The 17,570-nt window shown below is 64.4% G+C and carries 18 protein-coding genes; 6 read left to right on the forward strand and 12 right to left on the reverse strand.

The window, feature by feature from the left end; all coding sequences use genetic code 11:
* Window positions 1–30 precede the first annotated feature (30 nt).
* The 3 genes from C7G42_RS19630 (at window position 31) to C7G42_RS19640 (ending at window position 3,772) form a co-directional block, all read left to right on the forward strand.
* Window positions 31–1,812: a NirA family protein gene (locus C7G42_RS19630; protein WP_106950616.1), complete on the forward strand. Its 1,782-nt coding sequence runs from the start codon at window positions 31–33 to the stop codon at window positions 1,810–1,812.
* Window positions 1,809–3,416, forward strand: a complete 1,608-nt coding sequence (locus tag C7G42_RS19635) for a sulfite reductase subunit alpha (protein ID WP_106950617.1) — start codon at window positions 1,809–1,811, stop codon at window positions 3,414–3,416. The genes C7G42_RS19630 and C7G42_RS19635 overlap by 4 nt, the downstream gene beginning before the upstream one ends.
* Before the next feature lie 203 nt (window positions 3,417–3,619).
* The gene (locus C7G42_RS19640) at window positions 3,620–3,772 is read left to right on the forward strand and encodes a hypothetical protein (RefSeq protein WP_199581007.1); all 153 of its coding nucleotides are present in this window, start codon (window positions 3,620–3,622) and stop codon (window positions 3,770–3,772) included.
* 123 nt (window positions 3,773–3,895) lie between these two features.
* Here C7G42_RS19640 and C7G42_RS19645 read toward each other — a convergent pair whose 3' ends face one another.
* From C7G42_RS19645 to pxpB, 3 genes are read right to left on the reverse strand one after another with little or no spacing between them, the layout of a single operon-like run.
* Complete coding sequence (locus C7G42_RS19645) at window positions 3,896–4,666, reverse strand: LamB/YcsF family protein (protein ID WP_106950619.1); 771 nt, start codon at window positions 4,664–4,666, stop codon at window positions 3,896–3,898.
* Window positions 4,667–4,692: 26 nt separating this feature from the next.
* The gene (locus C7G42_RS19650; RefSeq protein WP_106950620.1) at window positions 4,693–5,730 is read right to left on the reverse strand and encodes a 5-oxoprolinase subunit C family protein; all 1,038 of its coding nucleotides are present in this window, start codon (window positions 5,728–5,730) and stop codon (window positions 4,693–4,695) included.
* Window positions 5,727–6,458, reverse strand: coding sequence for a 5-oxoprolinase subunit PxpB (gene pxpB / locus C7G42_RS19655; RefSeq protein ID WP_106950621.1), 732 nt, complete (start codon window positions 6,456–6,458; stop codon window positions 5,727–5,729). The genes C7G42_RS19650 and pxpB overlap by 4 nt, the downstream gene beginning before the upstream one ends.
* A gap of 237 nt (window positions 6,459–6,695) precedes the next feature.
* Between pxpB and C7G42_RS19660 the strand changes: the two genes are divergently transcribed.
* Window positions 6,696–7,394: a ribonuclease activity regulator RraA gene (locus tag C7G42_RS19660; protein WP_028144577.1), complete on the forward strand. Its 699-nt coding sequence runs from the start codon at window positions 6,696–6,698 to the stop codon at window positions 7,392–7,394.
* Window positions 7,395–7,411: 17 nt separating this feature from the next.
* Window positions 7,412–7,816, forward strand: a complete 405-nt coding sequence (locus tag C7G42_RS19665) for a (R)-mandelonitrile lyase (RefSeq protein WP_106950622.1) — start codon at window positions 7,412–7,414, stop codon at window positions 7,814–7,816.
* A 140-nt stretch (window positions 7,817–7,956) separates the two neighbouring features.
* On the opposite strand, the gene C7G42_RS19670 is transcribed toward C7G42_RS19665, so the two are convergent.
* The 3 genes from C7G42_RS19670 to C7G42_RS19680 all read right to left on the reverse strand — a co-directional run bounded on the left by C7G42_RS19670 (window position 7,957) and on the right by C7G42_RS19680 (window position 10,412).
* Window positions 7,957–8,313 carry a hypothetical protein gene (locus C7G42_RS19670; protein WP_106950623.1) on the reverse strand — a complete coding sequence of 119 codons (357 nt, stop codon included), beginning with the start codon at window positions 8,311–8,313 and terminating at the stop codon, window positions 7,957–7,959.
* A 180-nt stretch (window positions 8,314–8,493) separates the two neighbouring features.
* Window positions 8,494–9,363 (reverse strand): DUF2147 domain-containing protein, encoded by an 870-nt coding sequence (locus C7G42_RS19675; protein WP_106951057.1) that lies wholly within the window; start codon window positions 9,361–9,363, stop codon window positions 8,494–8,496.
* Window positions 9,364–9,632: 269 nt separating this feature from the next.
* Window positions 9,633–10,412, reverse strand: coding sequence for a transporter substrate-binding domain-containing protein (locus tag C7G42_RS19680; RefSeq protein ID WP_106950624.1), 780 nt, complete (start codon window positions 10,410–10,412; stop codon window positions 9,633–9,635).
* Window positions 10,413–10,537: 125 nt separating this feature from the next.
* Here C7G42_RS19680 and C7G42_RS19685 point away from each other — a divergent pair, with 125 nt between their 5' ends.
* Complete coding sequence (locus C7G42_RS19685; protein ID WP_106951058.1) at window positions 10,538–11,035, forward strand: DUF1993 domain-containing protein; 498 nt, start codon at window positions 10,538–10,540, stop codon at window positions 11,033–11,035.
* Between the two features lie 58 nt (window positions 11,036–11,093).
* On the opposite strand, the gene C7G42_RS35345 is transcribed toward C7G42_RS19685, so the two are convergent.
* From C7G42_RS35345 to C7G42_RS19715, 6 genes are all read right to left on the reverse strand, one after another.
* Window positions 11,094–11,603, reverse strand: a complete 510-nt coding sequence (locus C7G42_RS35345) for a hypothetical protein (RefSeq protein WP_199581008.1) — start codon at window positions 11,601–11,603, stop codon at window positions 11,094–11,096.
* A gap of 166 nt (window positions 11,604–11,769) precedes the next feature.
* Window positions 11,770–12,759, reverse strand: a complete 990-nt coding sequence (locus C7G42_RS19695) for a hydroxyacid dehydrogenase (RefSeq protein WP_106950625.1) — start codon at window positions 12,757–12,759, stop codon at window positions 11,770–11,772.
* Between the two features lie 34 nt (window positions 12,760–12,793).
* Window positions 12,794–13,894, reverse strand: a complete 1,101-nt coding sequence (locus C7G42_RS19700) for an ABC transporter ATP-binding protein (protein WP_106950626.1) — start codon at window positions 13,892–13,894, stop codon at window positions 12,794–12,796.
* Window positions 13,895–13,914: 20 nt separating this feature from the next.
* The gene (locus C7G42_RS19705; protein WP_106950627.1) at window positions 13,915–14,826 is read right to left on the reverse strand and encodes a carbohydrate ABC transporter permease; all 912 of its coding nucleotides are present in this window, start codon (window positions 14,824–14,826) and stop codon (window positions 13,915–13,917) included.
* Complete coding sequence (locus C7G42_RS19710) at window positions 14,826–15,764, reverse strand: carbohydrate ABC transporter permease (RefSeq protein WP_106950628.1); 939 nt, start codon at window positions 15,762–15,764, stop codon at window positions 14,826–14,828. Before C7G42_RS19710 ends, C7G42_RS19705 begins: the two co-directional genes overlap by 1 nt.
* A 142-nt stretch (window positions 15,765–15,906) precedes the next feature.
* Window positions 15,907–17,247, reverse strand: a complete 1,341-nt coding sequence (locus tag C7G42_RS19715) for an ABC transporter substrate-binding protein (protein ID WP_106950629.1) — start codon at window positions 17,245–17,247, stop codon at window positions 15,907–15,909.
* Between the last annotated feature and the right edge of the window lie 323 nt (window positions 17,248–17,570).

Genomic DNA, 17,570 nt, shown 5'->3' on the forward strand with positions numbered 1-17,570 from the left:
CAGGTGGCCGCAGGAGCTTCGTTACCGACCATGAAAATCGATACGCTCTCAGTCGACTTTACCGACGAGCAGAAACGCTATCTCGAAGGTTTTACGACCGGTCTGCAGATCAGCCGGGTCGGTCGCGGCCTCGGCGGCGGCGCCGGCAAGGCGAACGCCGAGCCTGTCGGTCCCGATGCCGTGCACATCAAGGCGCAGGACAAGGTGATCGCGTCGGGCAAAAAGCTCGCCGACCAGGAGAAGATCAAGCGCGACGAGCATCCCTTCGACGCCTATCCGCGGCTGCGCCAGCAGGCGCAGGACAACACGCCGCCGAGCCAGGCGGACAATTTCCGCTGGCGCTATTACGGCATCTTCTATGTCGCGCCGACGCAGGACTCCTACATGAGCCGCCTGCGGATTCCGAACGGCATCATGAAGCATTGGCAGCTGTCGGGCCTTGCCGATCTCGCCGACGAGCTGTGCGGCCCGTATAGCCACGTCACAACGCGTGCCAATCTTCAGTTGCGCGAGATCCCGCCGAAACATGCCGTGAAGCTGCTCGAGGGCATCCAGGAGCTCGGCCTGTGCTCGCGCGGCTCCGGCGCCGACAACATCCGCAACGTCACGGGAACGCCCACCGCTGGCATCGATCCGCAGGAGATCATCGACACGCGGTCCTATGCGCGCGAATGGCACTACCACATCCTCAACGATCGCTCGCTCTACGGCTTGCCGCGCAAGTTCAACGTCGCTTTCGACGGTGCCGGCAGGATCGCGGTGCTGGAAGAGACCAACGACATCGCCTTCACGGCCTATGAGGTAAGGGACGGGTTCGGCGTCGAGCCTGGTGTCTGGTTCCGCCTCGGCCTCGGCGGCATCACCGGTCACAAGGACTTTGCGAGATATTCCGGCATCATCGTCAAGCCGGAGCAGGCGACCGCCGTTGCCGACGCCATCGTGCGCGTGTTCATCGACCACGGCGACCGCACCAACCGCAACAAGGCGCGGTTGAAATATGTACTCGATGCCATGGGCCATGACGGCTTTCTCAAGCTCGTCGAGGAGCGGCTGAAGACGCCATTCACGCGCGTGCCGGAGGAAGCGTTCGCGCCGCGGCCTGCCGCGGATCGCATGGCGCATGTCGGCGTGCACAAGCAGAAGCAGGACGGCCTCAACTGGATCGGCGTGTCGCTGCCGCTGGGCAAGCTCACCTGCGATCAGATGCGCGGCCTCGCCAAAGTCTCGCGCGACCTCGGCGACGGCGAGATCCGCCTGACGGTCTGGCAGAACCTGCTGATATCAGGGGTGCGCGACGAGAACGTCGAACTCGCTATCGCGGCGATCAAGCAGATCGGGCTCGCGGTCGAGGCCTCGCACATCCGCGCCGGCCTGATCGCCTGCACCGGCAATGCGGGTTGCCGTTTCGCGGCGTCCAACACCAAGCGCAGCGCGGCCGAGATCGCCGACTGGTGCGAGCCGCGCGTCGCCATGGACAAGCCGGTCAACATCCACGTCACCGGTTGCCACCATTCCTGCGCGCAGCATTACATCAGCGATATCGGGCTGATCGGCGCGCGCGTGCCTGTCAACGACGAGGACACGGTGGAAGGTTATCACCTCTTCACCGGCGGCGGGTTCGGTCCCGACGCCGATGTCGGGCAGGAGGTCTACCACGACCTCAAGGCGGAAGATGCGCCGAAGACGGTCGAGGGACTGCTCAAGGCCTATATCGCCCACCGCTCTTCGTCCGACGAAACCTTCCTCTCCTTTGCGCGCCGCCATAACGGCGAGACGCTGCGCAAGCTTGCCGATGCACAGGTGTCCGCATGAACCAGATTACCCCCCCGCCGAAGCTCGATATCATTCCCGCCAGCGCACCGTTCTCCGATGCGCAGCGCTCCTGGCTGAACGGCTTCTTTGCCGGGCTGCTGTCGCCCGACGTGGCAACGCCCTTGTCGGCGGAGCAGGGCGCCGCCGTCATGCAAGCCGGCGACGGTGACGACGGCGAGGCCCCGTGGCATGACCAGACCATGCCGATCGCCGACCGGATGAAGCTCGCCGAAGGGCGTCCCGTGCGCCGCAAGATGATGGCGGCGATGGCGCAGCAGGATTGCGGCCAGTGCGGCTACAATTGCCACGACTATTCGGAAGCGATCGCGGGCAAGAGCGAAGCGCGGCTCAATCTCTGCGTTCCCGGCGGCAAGGAAACCGCGCGGATGCTGAAGTCGCTGTACGAGGAGCTCGACAAGGCCCCGGCGGCCAAGGCGTCTGACAAGACGAACGCAGTGACCGCGCCGGCGGTGACCGTGACGATCGCAGAGCCGGGCCGCTCGCGCGACAATCCCGTGACCGCGACCTTTCTGTCGCGCCGTCTGCTCAACAAGGGCAAGTCCGAGAAGGAAACCTATCACGTCGAGTTCGATCTCTCCGAGAGCAAGCTCGACTACGTCGTCGGCGATTCCTTTGGCGTATTCGCGCGCAACGATGTTGGTCTCGTCGACCAGATCATCGCGCTGCTCGGCGCCTCCCACACCACCAAAGTCAACGGCAAGACGTTGCGCGAAGTGCTGATCGACGACGTCTCGCTGTCGCCGGCACCCGACACATTGTTCGAATTGATCTCCTTCATCACCGGCGGCGCGGCGCGCGAGAAGGCGCGGGCGCTGGCGCAGGGCGAGGATCCCGACGGCGATGCCGCCACACTCGACGTCATGGCGGCGCTGCAGAAGTTTTCCGGCACGCGGCCGCATCCGGAGGCCTTTGTGGAGGCGCTGGAGCCGCTGCAGCCGCGGCTCTATTCGATCTCCTCCTCGCACAATGCGACGCCGGGAAAACTTTCGCTGACGGTCGATTCCGTGCGCTACGTGATCGGCAAGCGCAAGCGGATCGGCGTCGCCTCGACCTTCCTCGGCGAGCGGATCGCCGACGGCGAGAAGCTCAAGGTCTATGTGCAGAAGGCGCATAATTTCGGCCTGCCGCAGGATCCGAAGACGCCGATCATCATGATCGGCCCCGGCACCGGCATCGCGCCGTTCCGCGCCTTCCTGCTCGACCGCAAAGCGACCGGCGCGCCCGGCAAGAACTGGCTGTTCTTCGGCCATCAACGCAGCGATTGCGACTTCTTCTACCAGGAAGAACTGAACGCGATGAAGACCTCGGGGCAATTGACCCGGTTGTCGCTGGCCTGGTCACGCGACGGCGAGAAGAAGTTCTACGTGCAGGACCGCATGCGCGAGGTCGGCCGCGAATTGTGGACCTGGCTCGCCGAAGGCGCGCATCTCTACATCTGCGGCGATGCCAAGCGTATGGCCAAGGACGTCGAGCGCGCGCTGGTCGATATCGTCGCGCAGTTCGGCGCGCGTTCGACGGATGAGGCCGTCAGCTTCGTGGCCGAACTCAAGAAGACCGGCCGCTTCCAGGCGGACGTGTACTAAAGCTGCTGTCGCTCGACCGTCATCTGCCGGTTCCAACTGCTTCGGATTTGAACGAATAAGATTCTCCGAACCCGTGACTGGAGAGAATTTACCGCTGCGAGGCGGCCACGTCGGAGGAGCGGCATTGCTATTTCCTCCGGCATCTTGCCTCCCGCCCTGGTTGATCCCTCATAATCCCGCAAATGGGGCGTTGGAGATCGACCATGCGCGAACTATCGGCGGAAGCCAGGCTGCACTTCTATGCGCGCTCGCTCTCGCGGCGGACCGTGGCGAGCATGCACCACGTCGGTCTCTACAGCGCCTTTGCGGTGATCGCGGCCATCGTGTTCGGCACGCTGTCGGTGCACCCGTTCTAGCGTCTTGCTCGGTCTCGTAGGGTAGGCAAAGCGAAGCGTGCCCACCGCCTGTCTCAATCATGCAGAGATCGTGGGCACGGCGCTATGCGCGCCTTTGCCCACCCTACGGCCACCGAGTGTTAATCACGCGCCGCGCTTGAACGGCGCGACTTCGATCTCCGCATCCTTCAACGCCTGACGCAAGGTCCGCGCGATCTCGACGGCGCCGTGGGTGTCGCCGTGAATACACACGGTATCCGTGCGCATCTTGATCACGTTGCCGGTCACCGAGACCACCGCACCGTCCTGCACCATGCGCACCACGCGGTCGGCGATCGCCTTGGCATCATGCAGCACCGCGCCGGGCTTCTTGCGCGAGACGAGGTTGCCGTCGTCCTCATAGGCGCGGTCGGCGAACACCTCGTGCACCATCGGCAGGTTGGCGTCTTCACCGGCCTTCACCAGCTTCGAATTGGCGAGCACGACAAAAATGAGATTGGGGTCGACCGCCCTGATGCCGGCAGCGATCGCCTTCGCCGTCATGTCGTCCTCGCAGGCGACGTTCGACAGCGCGCCATGCGCCTTCACATGTGTGACCTTGTGGCCGGCCGCGGTCGCGATCGCCTGCAGCGCTCCGATCTGGTAGGCGACGAGGTTCTCGATCTCGGACGCCTTCAGACCGGCGATCGGATGCCGGCCGAAACCGTGCAGGTCGCGATATCCGGGGTGGGCGCCGACCGAGACGCCGCGCGCCTTCGCCAGTTCCACCGTCCGGCGCATGATGTCGGGGTCGCCGGCATGGAAGCCGCAGGCAACATTGACCGAGCTGGCAAGTTCGATCATGGCGGCGTCGTTGCCCATCTCCCACGCGCCAAAACCTTCGCCGAGGTCGCAATTGAGATCGATCGTCTTCATGGGTTGCTCTCCGGTCGTCGTGTCGTTTACGGCTCCGCCGTCACCTGCCAGGTCCCGGCATCCACGGCGCTCACCGCATAGCCGGCGACGTTGGCATCGCCGAGCGCCTCGATGTTGAGCGCGACGCCGTCGGCGGGGCGCAGGCGATCGGGCAGGTTGCGGATCAGTTGCGCGAACTTCCTGGCCTCGTCCTGCGCCTCGGCCATGCTGACCGCCTTGAAGCGGAACGCGGTTCCCGCCGAGGTCTGGGCGAGACGGCCGACATCGGCCGTGATCACCGTTGCGATCTTGGGATAGCCGCCGGAGGTGCCGCGGTCCATCATCAGCGCGATCGGCGCGCCGTTGCCGGGCACCTGGATGCTGCCATTGACGGTACCGTCGGAGACGATGTTGTGGCCGTGCAGATGCTTGATGGCAGGGCCCTCGAGCCGATAGCCCATGCGATCGGAGGTCGCCGAGATCTTCCACTCGCTGTCGAGGAACAGCGCCTTGTTGGCGTCGTCGAACTCGTCGTCCTGCGGGCCCAGCAGAACACGGATCGGGCCGCTCGCCGGCTTGGGCAGTTCGATCCGAAGCTCCGGCGCACCGCTTGCGGCATCGACGCTGAATTCGTCGCCGGCCTGGAGCGGGCGCGGGTAGGGGCTGCCAAGGCCGGCGCGGGCATTCACCGCGAGGCTGCCGAACACCATCTCGCCCTTGATGGCGCCTTCGATCGCGAGATAGGTGAACGCGCCGCCGCGGGCAAAGCCCAGCGTCAGCGTCTCGCCGTCCTTCAAGGTCACCGATGCATCCATCGCGACCGGGTTGCCGGCGACGTCCGCATTGCGTGGCGCGCCTGATATCGCCACGCGCACGGCGCCATCCCGCGCGGTGAAGGCGGCGGCGAACGGGCCGATCTCGACTGCGGCCGCGAACGGTTCGTTGCCGACCAGCGCATTCGCCGCGGCCAGCGACAGCCGATCCATGGCGCCGCTGACCGTCAGGCCGTAGCGCTGCGCACCGTGGCGTCCGCCGTCCTGCACGGAGCTTGCCGGGCCGATGCTGGCGACGACGATCCGGCTCATGCGATCACCTGCTCGGCGACGATCTCGCCGGCTTCCGCAGCGCGATCCAGCTCTTCGAACGCCTTGTGGTCGATGGCGAAAAACGTCACGCGATCACCGGGTTCGGTGAGGAAGGTTGGATTCCGGTGGAGCTGATAGGTTCGCACGGGCGTGCGGCCGAGCAGATGCCAGCCGCTCGGGGCGGCCAGGCACTGGATCCCGGCCTGAACGCCGCCGACCGAGATCGTGCCGGCGGGCGTCAGCAGCCGCGGCGACTGCCGGCGCGACATGTGCAGGGATTTGTCGAGGCCGCTGAGATAGGACCAGCCCGGCGTGAATCCGATCATGGCCACCTTGTAGTCGCCGCCCGCATGCCGGGCGACGATGTCGTCCGGGGTGGTGTTGAGCGCCTTGGCGACATCCTCGAGGTCGATGCCATGCTCGCCGCCATAGGCGACGGGAATGCGCCAGCGGCGCGCCTTGGTCACCGGCGGCGGCGGCTGAATCGCGATCGGCAGCAGCTTCTCGCCAAGCGCATCGAAACCGATCTTGCCGGGATCGTAATGCACCAGCAGCGAGCGATAGGTCGGCACAGTCTCGGTGATGCCATCGATGGGGCTTGCTGCAAGCGCCTTGTCCAGCGCCAGCACGCGCTGGTTGGCATCGTCGTCGATGGTGCGGCTGAACTCGACCGTGACGGCGCTGTCGCCACTGGGCAGAAGGCGGGGCGGGGGGAGCGTCGCGGCCATGAGCTGTCGAATCGGGCCTTGAGGAAATGCGCGGCGCTCGACCTTGAGTTCCGCCTCAACCCTGCTTCGCGTAAATGCGCCCGCAAGTCCAATAAATTAATGCAGGGGAAGGCGATAAAGCCTTGTTATCGCGTCGCATAACAGCCCAGCGGCCCTGCGTCGATGGCCCTTGACGCAAGGGCTGCGGCTCGCAAGATGCGCGCGTTGTTTCCCGCACCCCGGAGCTCGTTGCCGTCCATGTCGCTGTCCCCCGAAGCCCGCAAGATCCTCGCCGGCATCACCACCGCCACCATCACCACGGTCCTGCTCAAGAAGGGCCTGCGCAATGTGTGGATGCGGGGCGCGCGGCCGCTGCGCCCGGGCCTGCCGCGTCTGGTGGGGCCGGCCTTCACGCTGCGCTTCGTGCCGGCGCGCGAGGATCTGGCGACGCCGGAATCCTGGTCGTCGCCGATCTCGACCCGCACCGCGATCGAGGCGATGCCGGAGGGCTGCATTGCCGTGGTCGATGCCATGGGCATCACCGATGCCGGCATCTTCGGCGACATCCTCTGCGCCCGCATGATGAAGCGCGGCGTCACCGCGCTCGTCACCGACGGCGTCGTGCGTGACGTCGAGGGCGTGCTCGGCACCAATCTTCCGGTGTGGTGCGACGGCTATGCCGCGCCGCCCTCCGTGGCCGGCCTGACCTTCGTCGGCTGGGGTGAGCCGATCGGCTGCGGCGGGGTCGCCGTTTTTCCGAACGACATCGTGGTCGCGGACCAGGACGGGTGCGTGCTGATCCCGCAGGCGATGCTCGACCACGTGCTCAACGAGGGCGTCGAGCAGGAACGCATGGAAGCCTGGATCGTCAACGAGGTGAACAACGGCGCTGTGCTGCCGGGCCTCTATCCCATGAACGCCGAGACCAAGGCGCGTTACGCCGCCAGCAAGAAGTAACGGAAGCGAGGACACCCATGGAGATCACTGTTGCAGGCACGCGGCCGACCCGCCGCGCGCCCAAGGAAAACTTCACCGGCACCGTGTGGCAGGACCCCGTGATCATGGCGCCCGCGCCAGCACGGCTGAACTGCTCGCGCGTCGCGTTCGAGCCGGGCGCACGCACCAATTGGCATCACCATCCGCTCGGGCAGACGCTCTACGTCATCTCCGGCGTCGGCCGGGTCCAGACCAAGGGCGGCCCGGTCAGGGAAATCCGTCCCGGCGACACCGTCTGGATCCCGCCGGGCGAGCTGCACTGGCACGGCGCATCGCCGACCAACGGCATGTGCCACATCGCCATGCAGGAGGCGCTCGACGGCGTCTACTCGACCTGGCTCGAGCCGGTGAGCGACGCGGACTACGGGGCGGCGGTCGGCTAGCCTCGTGGCCCGGGCAAGACGCATCGCCCCAAGGCGATGCGTCGCCGATCCGGGACCCAGAGCATGCGGCCAAAAAAGTACTGGGTCCCGGCTCTGCGCAGCAACGCTTCGCGTTGCAGCGCGTCCGGGACACGAAAACCCTACATCCTCTCCGCCGTCCACGTGCCCGTGCACAGCGCACCGCGCCAGGTGCCGGAGCCTGAGGTGCCGCTGAGCCGGCCGAAGCCGACGGCACGCTTGATGCCGGTGCTCAAGGTGACGTTGATGCTGCCCGCATCCGCCACGCGGCCCGACGCCGACACCGCGGCGTTGCTCGAGGCGATCTGGCCGTTGCTGATGCCGATCGAGACCGTTGCACCGTTGCCGCAAGTCTCGCTCGATGACGAGATCCGGACATTCCATGCACCGTCGAAAGTGGAGGTTGCCGCGCCTGCTTGGGTCAGCGGGAAAGCGATGGCGACAATGGTGGCGAAGAGACCCTTGCGAAAGCCGTTCATGACACGCCCCTGTGGTTGATCATGCGGGGATCGTGGCACGCGTGCGGAACCGGCGATGTGAGGGCTGTCACGCGGCGACGGGGCTGTGTGAGGTTGCGCACGTCACGATGATGCCGCGACCAAAAGCGAGGGGCCCGGATCACGGGCCCCCTTGCCTCGGTCAAGACGACTGGCCCAAACTCAATTCACCCGCGTCCAGGTCTGGCCGCCGCAGAACATGCCGCCGAAGGCGCAGCCCTGCACGCGCAGGCGATCGGTGCCCTTCATCGCGATCGTCGAATCGTAGGTCGAGCCCGAATTCGGATCGAGGATGCGACCGGACCATTTCTGGTCCTTGCCGGGCTTCATGTTGATCAGGACCTGCTCGCCGTTCTGATCCGATTTGCTGTCGACCGAATAGCCGCAAAGGTTGTTGCCGCATTGCTCGATGCGGACCTTGCCTTCCTTCTCCTCGGTGAGCCAGATGCCGAGCGGCGAAGTGAGATCACGCGTGGCTGCGGCTGCAGGCGCCGGCGGCGCGACGGCGGCGGCCTGAACGGGGGGAGGAGCCGGCGCGGGCGGCGGAGGCGGAGCCACAGCCGGAGGCGCGGTTGCCACGGCCGGCGCCGGCGGAGGCGCGGCGGGTGCTGCCTGCTGCTCGACCGGCGCAGGGGCCGGAGGGGGCGCGGGCGGCGGCAAGACGGCCGTCTCGGCCGGCGCATTGCTGGCGGTCGCGGCTGGCGGAGGAGCCGGCGGCGGTGCTGCGGCCGCCGGGGCGGGCACCGGTATGGCAGCGGCCGGCGCGGTGGTCGTCGGGGCGGGGGCCGCAGGCGCAGCCGGCGTTTGCGGCTCGACCGTGGCTTGCTGCGGTGCCTGCTGGCCCGGAATGGTCTCGTTCTTCTTGGCTTTCTTGGCCTTGCCCTGGCCGGTGTTGTCGTACACGCCGGGGATCTGCACGGTGCCGCGGTCCGGGTCGATGCGGATGGTGCGCCCGCCATATTCGAAGGTGTACTGCGCCTGCGCAGCGGTGCTCGCCAAAAGGAATGCGGCCGTGGCCAACAGCTTCCTCATTTCCATCTCCTGAACAGGTGGTCCCCGCACCGACGCTTACGCGCCGGCTCGATCGCAAAAAGTGATCTAGATCACTGTCGTCCGTATGAGTCGCGGTCCTGCGGTTTCCGGTTCAATAAACCCCGGGGCCGGTCCAAAGTTTGACGGGGACTAGCGACAGGAAGACGCGGCCTGAAGCGCCGTTCCGGCGTGATCGGAGCCGCATTCCGGCGTCTGAGGTCACCTGCTCTGCCTGGCGCGAACCGGCGCCGATTTCGCGCGAAAAACGCTTAGTCGAACCAGGCGGCGTAGATCTTCCTGTAGCTGCCGTCTTCCATGGAAATGTGCAGCCACTGGTCGACGAAGGCCTTCAGCGCCATGTCGCGCTGGAGCCAATAGGCCTTCTCGGAGAAGTCGAACGGCTTTTCGGGATGCACCGCGCAGAGTACGCCGGCATGCTGCTTCTGCTGGTAGCGCGTCTCGGATGCGTCCGTCATCATCAGATCGGCGTTGCCCTTGGCGATCTCGTCGAAGATCACGGTGTTGTCGGAGAAGACCGTGATCTCGGCTTCCCTGATGTTGGCGCGCGCAAAGCGTTCGTTGGTGCCGCCGGGATTGACGATCACGCGAGTGCCCTTCTTGTCGATGTCCGCGATGTTCTGGTACTTGCCGACGTCGGCGCAGCGGGCGATCGGCGTCTTGCCCTCGCGCATGATCGGCGTCGTGAAGAAGCCTTTCTTCTGCCGGTCGAGCGTGACCGAGACGCCGCCCATGGCGATGTCGAACTGGTCGGCCTCGAAATCCGTCATCAGCTTCGGCCAGGCCGTGGGCACGAACTCGACCTTGACCCCGAGCGCCTTGCCGAGGGCTTCGGCCATGTCGACGTCGAAACCGGTGAATTTTTGTGTCGCCTTGTCCAGATAGGTGAAGGGCTTGTAGTCGCCGGTCATGCCGACCCGCAGGGTGCCGCGCTTGACGATCTCGTCGAGGCGCGATGGCGCCTGCTGCGCGTGAGCCGAAAAATCTGCCAGCAACGCCACGGCCAAAGCCGCCAGGATTCGAACAGCCATTCGAACGGTCATCTCTTCTCCACCCCTGCGCGAGCTGTCATTGTGCAGCTCTTGAGGGTGGATTTAAACCAGATGCCAGACGCTGGCGAGATGGAATTGAAGGGAATTTCGACGTGACGATCTCGATGTACGAGGCCTCTGTCGGCCTCTTCGCCCCGCATTTGCGCAACCTGTCAGGGCTCCTCGACAAGGGCGTGGCTTATGCGGAGACCCGCAAGTTCAATCCGGCTATCCTGCTCGGTATGCGGCTGGCTCCGAACATGTACGATCTGGCGCAGCAGGTCGGCGAGGCCTGCCGGCATGCGGTGATCGCCCCGGCTTTGCTGGCAGATCGCGAGCCGGTGGCGCTGCCGGCGCTGGAGCACGACATGGCCGGTCTGCAGGCGCGGATCGCAACCTCGATCGAGTTCATCGAGAGCCTGCCGCGCGCGGAGATCGACGCGGCGGCGGAACAAAATGTCTTCTTCAGGCTGAAGAACGGGACCGAGCTGCCCTTCACCGGGCGAGCGCTGCTGCTGACCTTCAGTGTCCCGCAGTTCTTCTTTCACGTCACGACCGCCTACGACCTGCTGCGGCACGCAGGCGTCGAGCTCGTGAAGAAGGATTATCTGGGAAGGAAGTAGTCGGCGGACCCGGTGTACACCTCTCCCTCTCGGGGAGAGGTCCACTGAGACTGCGGCCTCAGGCTTCGCCCTTGCGCTCGTAATCGGCGAGCGAGCTGCGGCCGGCGATCTCGCTGCGCAGCTCCTCGAAGCGCCTGTTCGCCTCGTCCTCCTGGACGTCGACGAAATGCACCGCGGCCTCGCTCGTCATGGGGCCGCTGACCACGGGCACGGATTGTTCGCCGATGGTCTCGTGGACGTAATACTGGCCGTCATCGCCGCGATGGACCGCCCATTTCAGGCGGATCGCCACCATGGGGCCGGGCCCGACCTTGCTGTAGCCGTCGGCATCGGTGTGCTCGGGCACCAGCGGTTGCTCCTCGACGACCGGATGCTCGTCGAGAGCCGAATGTTCTTCGAGCGCCGGATACTCGTCCACGACCTGATGCTCGTCGGCGTCAACGTGCTCGCGCTCTCCGGCCACCACGATCTCGGTTTCGGTCTTGCGAATGACCAGCACGGGCTCGGGGCGCTCCAGGATGCTGGCGATGGTCGCCAGCGCGTGGTCGGTCGGGTCGATCTCTGACAAGGTCCATCCTCCAGCTCGACGCGGCCGGCCAGTCTGTCCCACTGCCGCCGCGGCTGGGCTTATTACGCGCGTTTGATTAAGGCTGAGTTGGGGCTCGATCTGCACCAAAATGGGACGCATTCTGTCCATCCGAAGGCGGCATATTCTCCGCCCGCCTTCGACCTGGTCAGCCGAGCACGTCCTGATTGATGATGTTCTGCCGGATCGGATCGCCGTCCAGCACACTCAGGATATTGCGCGCCGTCTGCTCGCTCATGCGGCTCACCGCCTCGACGGTGACGCCGGCGACGTGCGGGGCGATGATGACGTTGGGCAGCGCGAACAGCGCGTTGCTGACCGGCGGCGGCTCCACCTCGAACACGTCGATGCCGGCGCCAGCGAGCTTGCCGGAGACCAGGGCGTCGTACAGCGCGGCTTCCTTCACGATGCCGCCGCGCGCAGTATTGATGAGATAGGATTTCGGCTTCATCCGGCCGATCCTGTCAGCATCGAACAGGCCGATCGTTTCCGGCGTCTTCGGGCAGTGGACGGTGACGAAATCGGCGTGAGGCAGCGCGGCATCGAGGTCGGCGACGGGCTCGCAGCCGGCGGCCTTGATCTCGGCGGCCGGCTTGTAGGGATCATAGACCTGCACGGTCATTTCCATCGCCAGGCACCGCTTGGCGGTACGGGTGCCGATGCGGCCGAAGCCGATGATCAGCACGGTCTTGCCATAGAGATCGAACGGCAGCATGCCGAGCCGGTCGGCCCATTTGCCGTCCTTGACGCAGGCGTGCAACTCCTGCGCGCGCTTGGCGAGCGTCAGCATCATGAACAGTGCCTGCTCGGCGACCGAGGGGGAGTTGGCGCTGCCCGCGACCATCAGCGGCACCTTGCGGCGGGAGAGGGCGGGCACGTCGACGGCGTCGTAGCCGACACCGATGCGGGTGACGACCTTCATGTCCTTGGACGCCTCGAGTTCGGTCTCGCCGAAGGCGGTGGCGCCGAGCGCGACGCCGTGGACCGGCGCATGGCTCTTCAGCAAGGCCTCAAAGTCTTTCGCCGAGATCAGGTTCGGAAACTCGACGAGCTCGATATCGTCCCGCTGGGTGAGGAGGGCGCGTGCCCCTTGCGACAAAGTTTGTGTAACGAAAATCTTCTTCTTGTTGGTCGCCATCGTCCCCTGCCTGCGCGAGCTTCTTGGACCGGCGTCACAACACGACGCCGGTCGCCTCGTTTAGCAGGTGCATGTTATTGAGGTCCATCGCCAAACGCATGGGTGCCCCGTCCTTGGCGCCGGCATTGGGATCGACGCGGCCACAGACCGGCGTGCCATCGAGGCCGAAATAGACCAGCGTCTCCATGCCCATCGGCTCGGTGACGTCGAGCACGGTGTCGAAGGTCTCGATGCCCGGTCCGAGATGCGCGTGTGCCTCGGTGAGATGCTCGGGCCGGAGGCCGAGCAGCAGCTTGTCGGTGCGCGGCAGCGAATTGTAACGCGCCGCGCGGGCCGGCGGCAGGGCAAAGGCGATGCGGTCGGTGAGGCGGATCTGAAGCGTGCCGCCGGAATCCTCGAGCCGGCACGGCAGGAAGTTCATCGCGGGCGAGCCGATGAAGCCGGCGACGAAGCGCGTCGCCGGCCTGTGGTAGAGCTCGTTCGGCGTGCCGATCTGCTCGATGCGCCCCTTGTTCATCACCACGACGCGGTCGGCCAGCGTCATCGCCTCGACCTGGTCGTGGGTGACGTAGACCGTGGTGGTGCGGACCTTCTGGTGCACCTTCTTGATCTCGATCCGCATCTGCACGCGCAGCTTGGCGTCGAGATTGGACAGCGGCTCGTCGAACAGAAAGACCTTCGGATTGCGCACGATGGCGCGGCCCATCGCGACGCGCTGGCGCTGGCCGCCGGAGAGCTGTTTCGGCTTGCGGTCGATCAGATCGGTGATGTCGAGCAGGCGCGCGGCTTCCGTCACCCGCGACTTGATCTCGGCCTTGGGGTAGTGCTTGAGCCGGAGCCCGAACGACATGTTCTCGGCGACCGTCATGTGCGGATAAAGCGCGTAGTTCTGGAACACCATCGCGATGTCGCGGTCTTTCGGCGGCACGTCGTTGACGACGTCGCCGCCGATCATGATGTCGCCGTCGGTAATGTCCTCGAGGCCTGCGATCATCCGCAGCGTCGTCGACTTGCCGCAGCCGGAGGGACCGACCAACACGATGAACTCGTGGTCGGCGATATCCAGGTCGATGCCGCGCACGGCTTCGACGTCGTCGTAACGCTTAACCACTTTCCGCAAAGCAACGTCAGCCATCGAACTTCAACTCCTGGTCATCAACCCTTTGTCGCACCGGCGGTCAGGCCGGCAATGTAATAGTCCATCAGGAAGGCGTAGATGATGAGCGGCGGCGCCGCGCCGAGCAGCGCGCCGGTCATGATCTGACCCCAGTTGAAGACGTCGCCCTTGATCAGCGTGGTGATGATGCCGACCGGCAGCACGAGTTGATCCGTGGAGGTCGTGAACACGAGTGGATAGAGGAATTGCGCCCAGGACACGGTAAAGGCGAAGATGGTCGCGGCGATCAGTCCCGGCAGCGCCACCGGAATGAAGATCCGGGTCAGCGTCTGGAACCAGGACGCCCCATCGATGATCGCGGCCTCGTCGAGCTCCTTGGGGATCGATGCGAAGTATCCGATCATGATCCAGGTGCAGAACGGGACCGTCAGCGTCGGATAGATGAAGAGCAGCACGTACCAGCGGTTGATGAGCTGGATGCCGGTCCAGTCGCCGAACTGTGCGAACACCTTGAACAGCGGAATGAACAACAGGCTGTCCGGAATCAGGTAGGTCAGGAATACGCCGGTCGCCAGCGTGGCCGACCCCCAGAACCGCATCCGCGCAAGGGCAAATGCCGCGGGCACGCTGATCAGCATCGTGATGGTGACCACGAAAATCGAAACCAGCGCGGAATTCAGGAAGAAGCGCAGGAATTGGTTTGACGTCAGCAGGCCGACATAGTTCTCGAGGGTGGGGTGGAAGACCCACCATGGATTGGTCGCCGCCGAGATTTCCGCGCTGCTCTTGAGAGAGGTGATCAGCATGTAAATGGGCGGCAGCAGCGAGAAGATCGCAAACAGCGTCAGGAAGAAGTACGACCATCGCAGCGCCCATTTGCGGTCGCGGCTCATGCTTCCCAACTTCACGGTGCGCGTCGGCGCAGCCTTGTCTATCGTGACTGAGCTCATCAGGCTTCATTCCCGCGCTTGTTGACGTCCCGCAGGATGAATATCGCTGCGACCGCCAGGATCGGCACCATGAACAGGGAGACGCTTGCGCCAAGCGGAATATCGCTTCCTTCGATGCCGATCCGGAAGGCCCAGGTCGCAAAGATATGGGTGTGGTCGAGAGGGCCACCGGCGGTCAGGATTCTCACGATGTCGAAATTGGCGAAGGTCACGATCAGCGAGAACAGCGTCGTGATCGCTATGATGTTGCGCATCATCGGCAGCGTGACGTACCAGATGCGCTGCCACCAATTGGCTCCGTCGATCGCCGCGGCTTCATAGAGCTGCTCGGGCACCGATTTCAGGGAAGCCAGATACATGATCATGAAGAACGGCGCGCCGTACCAGACATTGACCAGGATCACGGAAAAGCGCGCCCAGTCGGCATCGCCCGTCCACGGGATCGGCCCGATCCCGAAAAACGACAGCGTATAGTTGAACGCGCTGTAGGAGGGATCGAACAGCCACAGCCAGGCGAGCGTGCTCATCGCGGGCGGGATGACCCAGGGCACCAGCAGCATGCCGCGCCATTTGCGCTGACCTTTGGCCGGAATGTTATGGACGAAGTGGGCGACGATGAACCCGATCAGCGCTTTGAACAGAACGGCGGTGATGGCGAAGATGCAGGATTGCTTGACGACAAGCCAGAACGTGTCGCGCTTGAACAGGAACTCGAAGTTGCCGAGACCGACAAATCTCTGCATCGACTTGTTGAGGGTCGCCAGATGCAGCGAATAGAACGCAGGATAAAGCACCAGAAGTGCAATGAGGATGATCAGCGGCAGCGTCATCAGAAACGCCGCGGTCGATTTGCGTTTGAGTGCCTTCTTCAGACCAGAGCGTTTTCGCACCGGTTGCGCTGCGCCGACACTGTCCGGCTGCAATGCGACATCCGCCATGATGCATTTTCCTCGCGCGATTTGATCGATCAACCCGACTCTTGGAAGGTGCGAGAACCGGAGCTGCCGGCTCTCGTCATGTGAGTGGGACGGAGGACTCGCCGCGGACGGCTTGATGCCGTTGCGGCGAGCCCCTCCCGGCTTAGCTCCGCATGAAGCCTTCGCACTCGCCTTCGGCCCAGGCGAGCGTCTTTTCCATCGCTTCGCCCTGATGATACCGCAGGCACATCTTGGTGAGCGTGGCTTGCGCATAGATCTGCTGGGCGATCTTCGGCGGCGCAGGAGACGCTGCAATCGACAGCGTCTGATGCTTGTAGGGGTTCGGATAGTGAAAGAGCGTCCCTTTCGGCGGCCCTTCTTCCTGCCAAACCTTCAACGTCGTCAGCTTCTCATAGGCCGGTAGATCGTAGCCTCCGCTGGCGTTGACCATCTTTTCGATGGCCGCCGGCTTCGACAACGCGACGAGGAGACTCTTCGCTGCCTCCTTGTTCTTGGAGAAGTTCCAGATGCTCCAGAAATAGGGCAGGTAGGGTGCAAAGCGCCCCTTCGGTCCTTTCGGGAATCCGTGGGTCCAGCATTGCTCCGCAACCTGTGGCGCATCGCGCTTGGCGACGGCCCAGGCGCTCGGCGGGTTCATGATCATCGCACCGCGGCCGGAGACCAGCCATTTGTTGTTGGAGGCATCGTCCCAGGCCGCGACGTCGGGCGGCAGGAAGCCGATCAGCTTCTTGTAGAAGTCGAGCGCCTGACGAACCGCATCGGTCTTGACGGTGAGATTGCCCTTGGCGTCCACGAGCTGGGCACCGAACGACAGGAAGATCGCGCCCGCCGTATCGACGTTGTCGGTGGTTTCGCCGAGGCCGATACCGAACGGGACGCCGGCCTTGTGACAGGCTTCGGCGGCCTTTAGGAATGTTTCGAGCGTCCAGTCATCCGCCTTCGGTTCAGAACCGGCCGGATACATCGCCTGCACGTCGATGCCGGCGTGTTTCTTCATCAAATCGATGCGGGAGCAGGGGCCCTTGATCTGGCTGCCGACGCAAGCGGGAACGCCGAGCCATTTGTTTTCGGACATGCCCAGATATTTGACCGTGCCGTTCACCTCGCCGTTCTCCGCGATGATCGGCCCCATGATGTCGGCAACGTTCTCCAACTGGTCGGCATTGGAATGGGCCCACCACGTCGGCATCGCGAAGATATCATGACCTGACTTTGCCTGCGCTTCCGCGGCGATGGTCAGCAGGTTCTTGTTGCCTTGGCTTGGGATGTAGTCGATGGAGACTTCTACCTTCTCCTTGGCGGCCCATTCATTGACCAGATCGGTCGAGGCCTTGTTGGCGCCTGGCACCCAATGGTCCCAGAAGCCGATCGAGAGCTTGCCGGCGGCGTTGGCGCTCCGGACATAGGGTGCGGCGATCAGCGCCGCGGAGGACATTGCAGTGGCAGCCACAAATTGACGTCGCGTCAGTTTCTTGCGTGACATCTCGTTTCCTCGCCTTGGGTGTTTGTTGTTGGAGTTTCCTCTGAGACTTCTTTCCGAGTTTCTTGTTGTTGGATTTTCTTATTGGTGCCGTCGGCCCCTTTGGCAATTCATGGAGGCCGCAGCGAATTGGTAGCGCGATCAGATCATGATTGATCGCGTCTGTCGAGAAAGCCGATTGGCTCACGTCTAGAACTAACGTTGTGTACTGGATGGCGGGAGCGCTGTGCCGCCCGTCAGTTGCGATCGCTTGTTTTTTGCGACGCACACGTCGCATGAGCCGGCCTCGAACGATCCGTGCGCAATTACGCCGCAGTTTCGAATAA

The organism is Bradyrhizobium sp. MOS003 (assembly GCF_003020125.1).
Classification (GTDB): Bacteria; Pseudomonadota; Alphaproteobacteria; order Rhizobiales; family Xanthobacteraceae; genus Bradyrhizobium.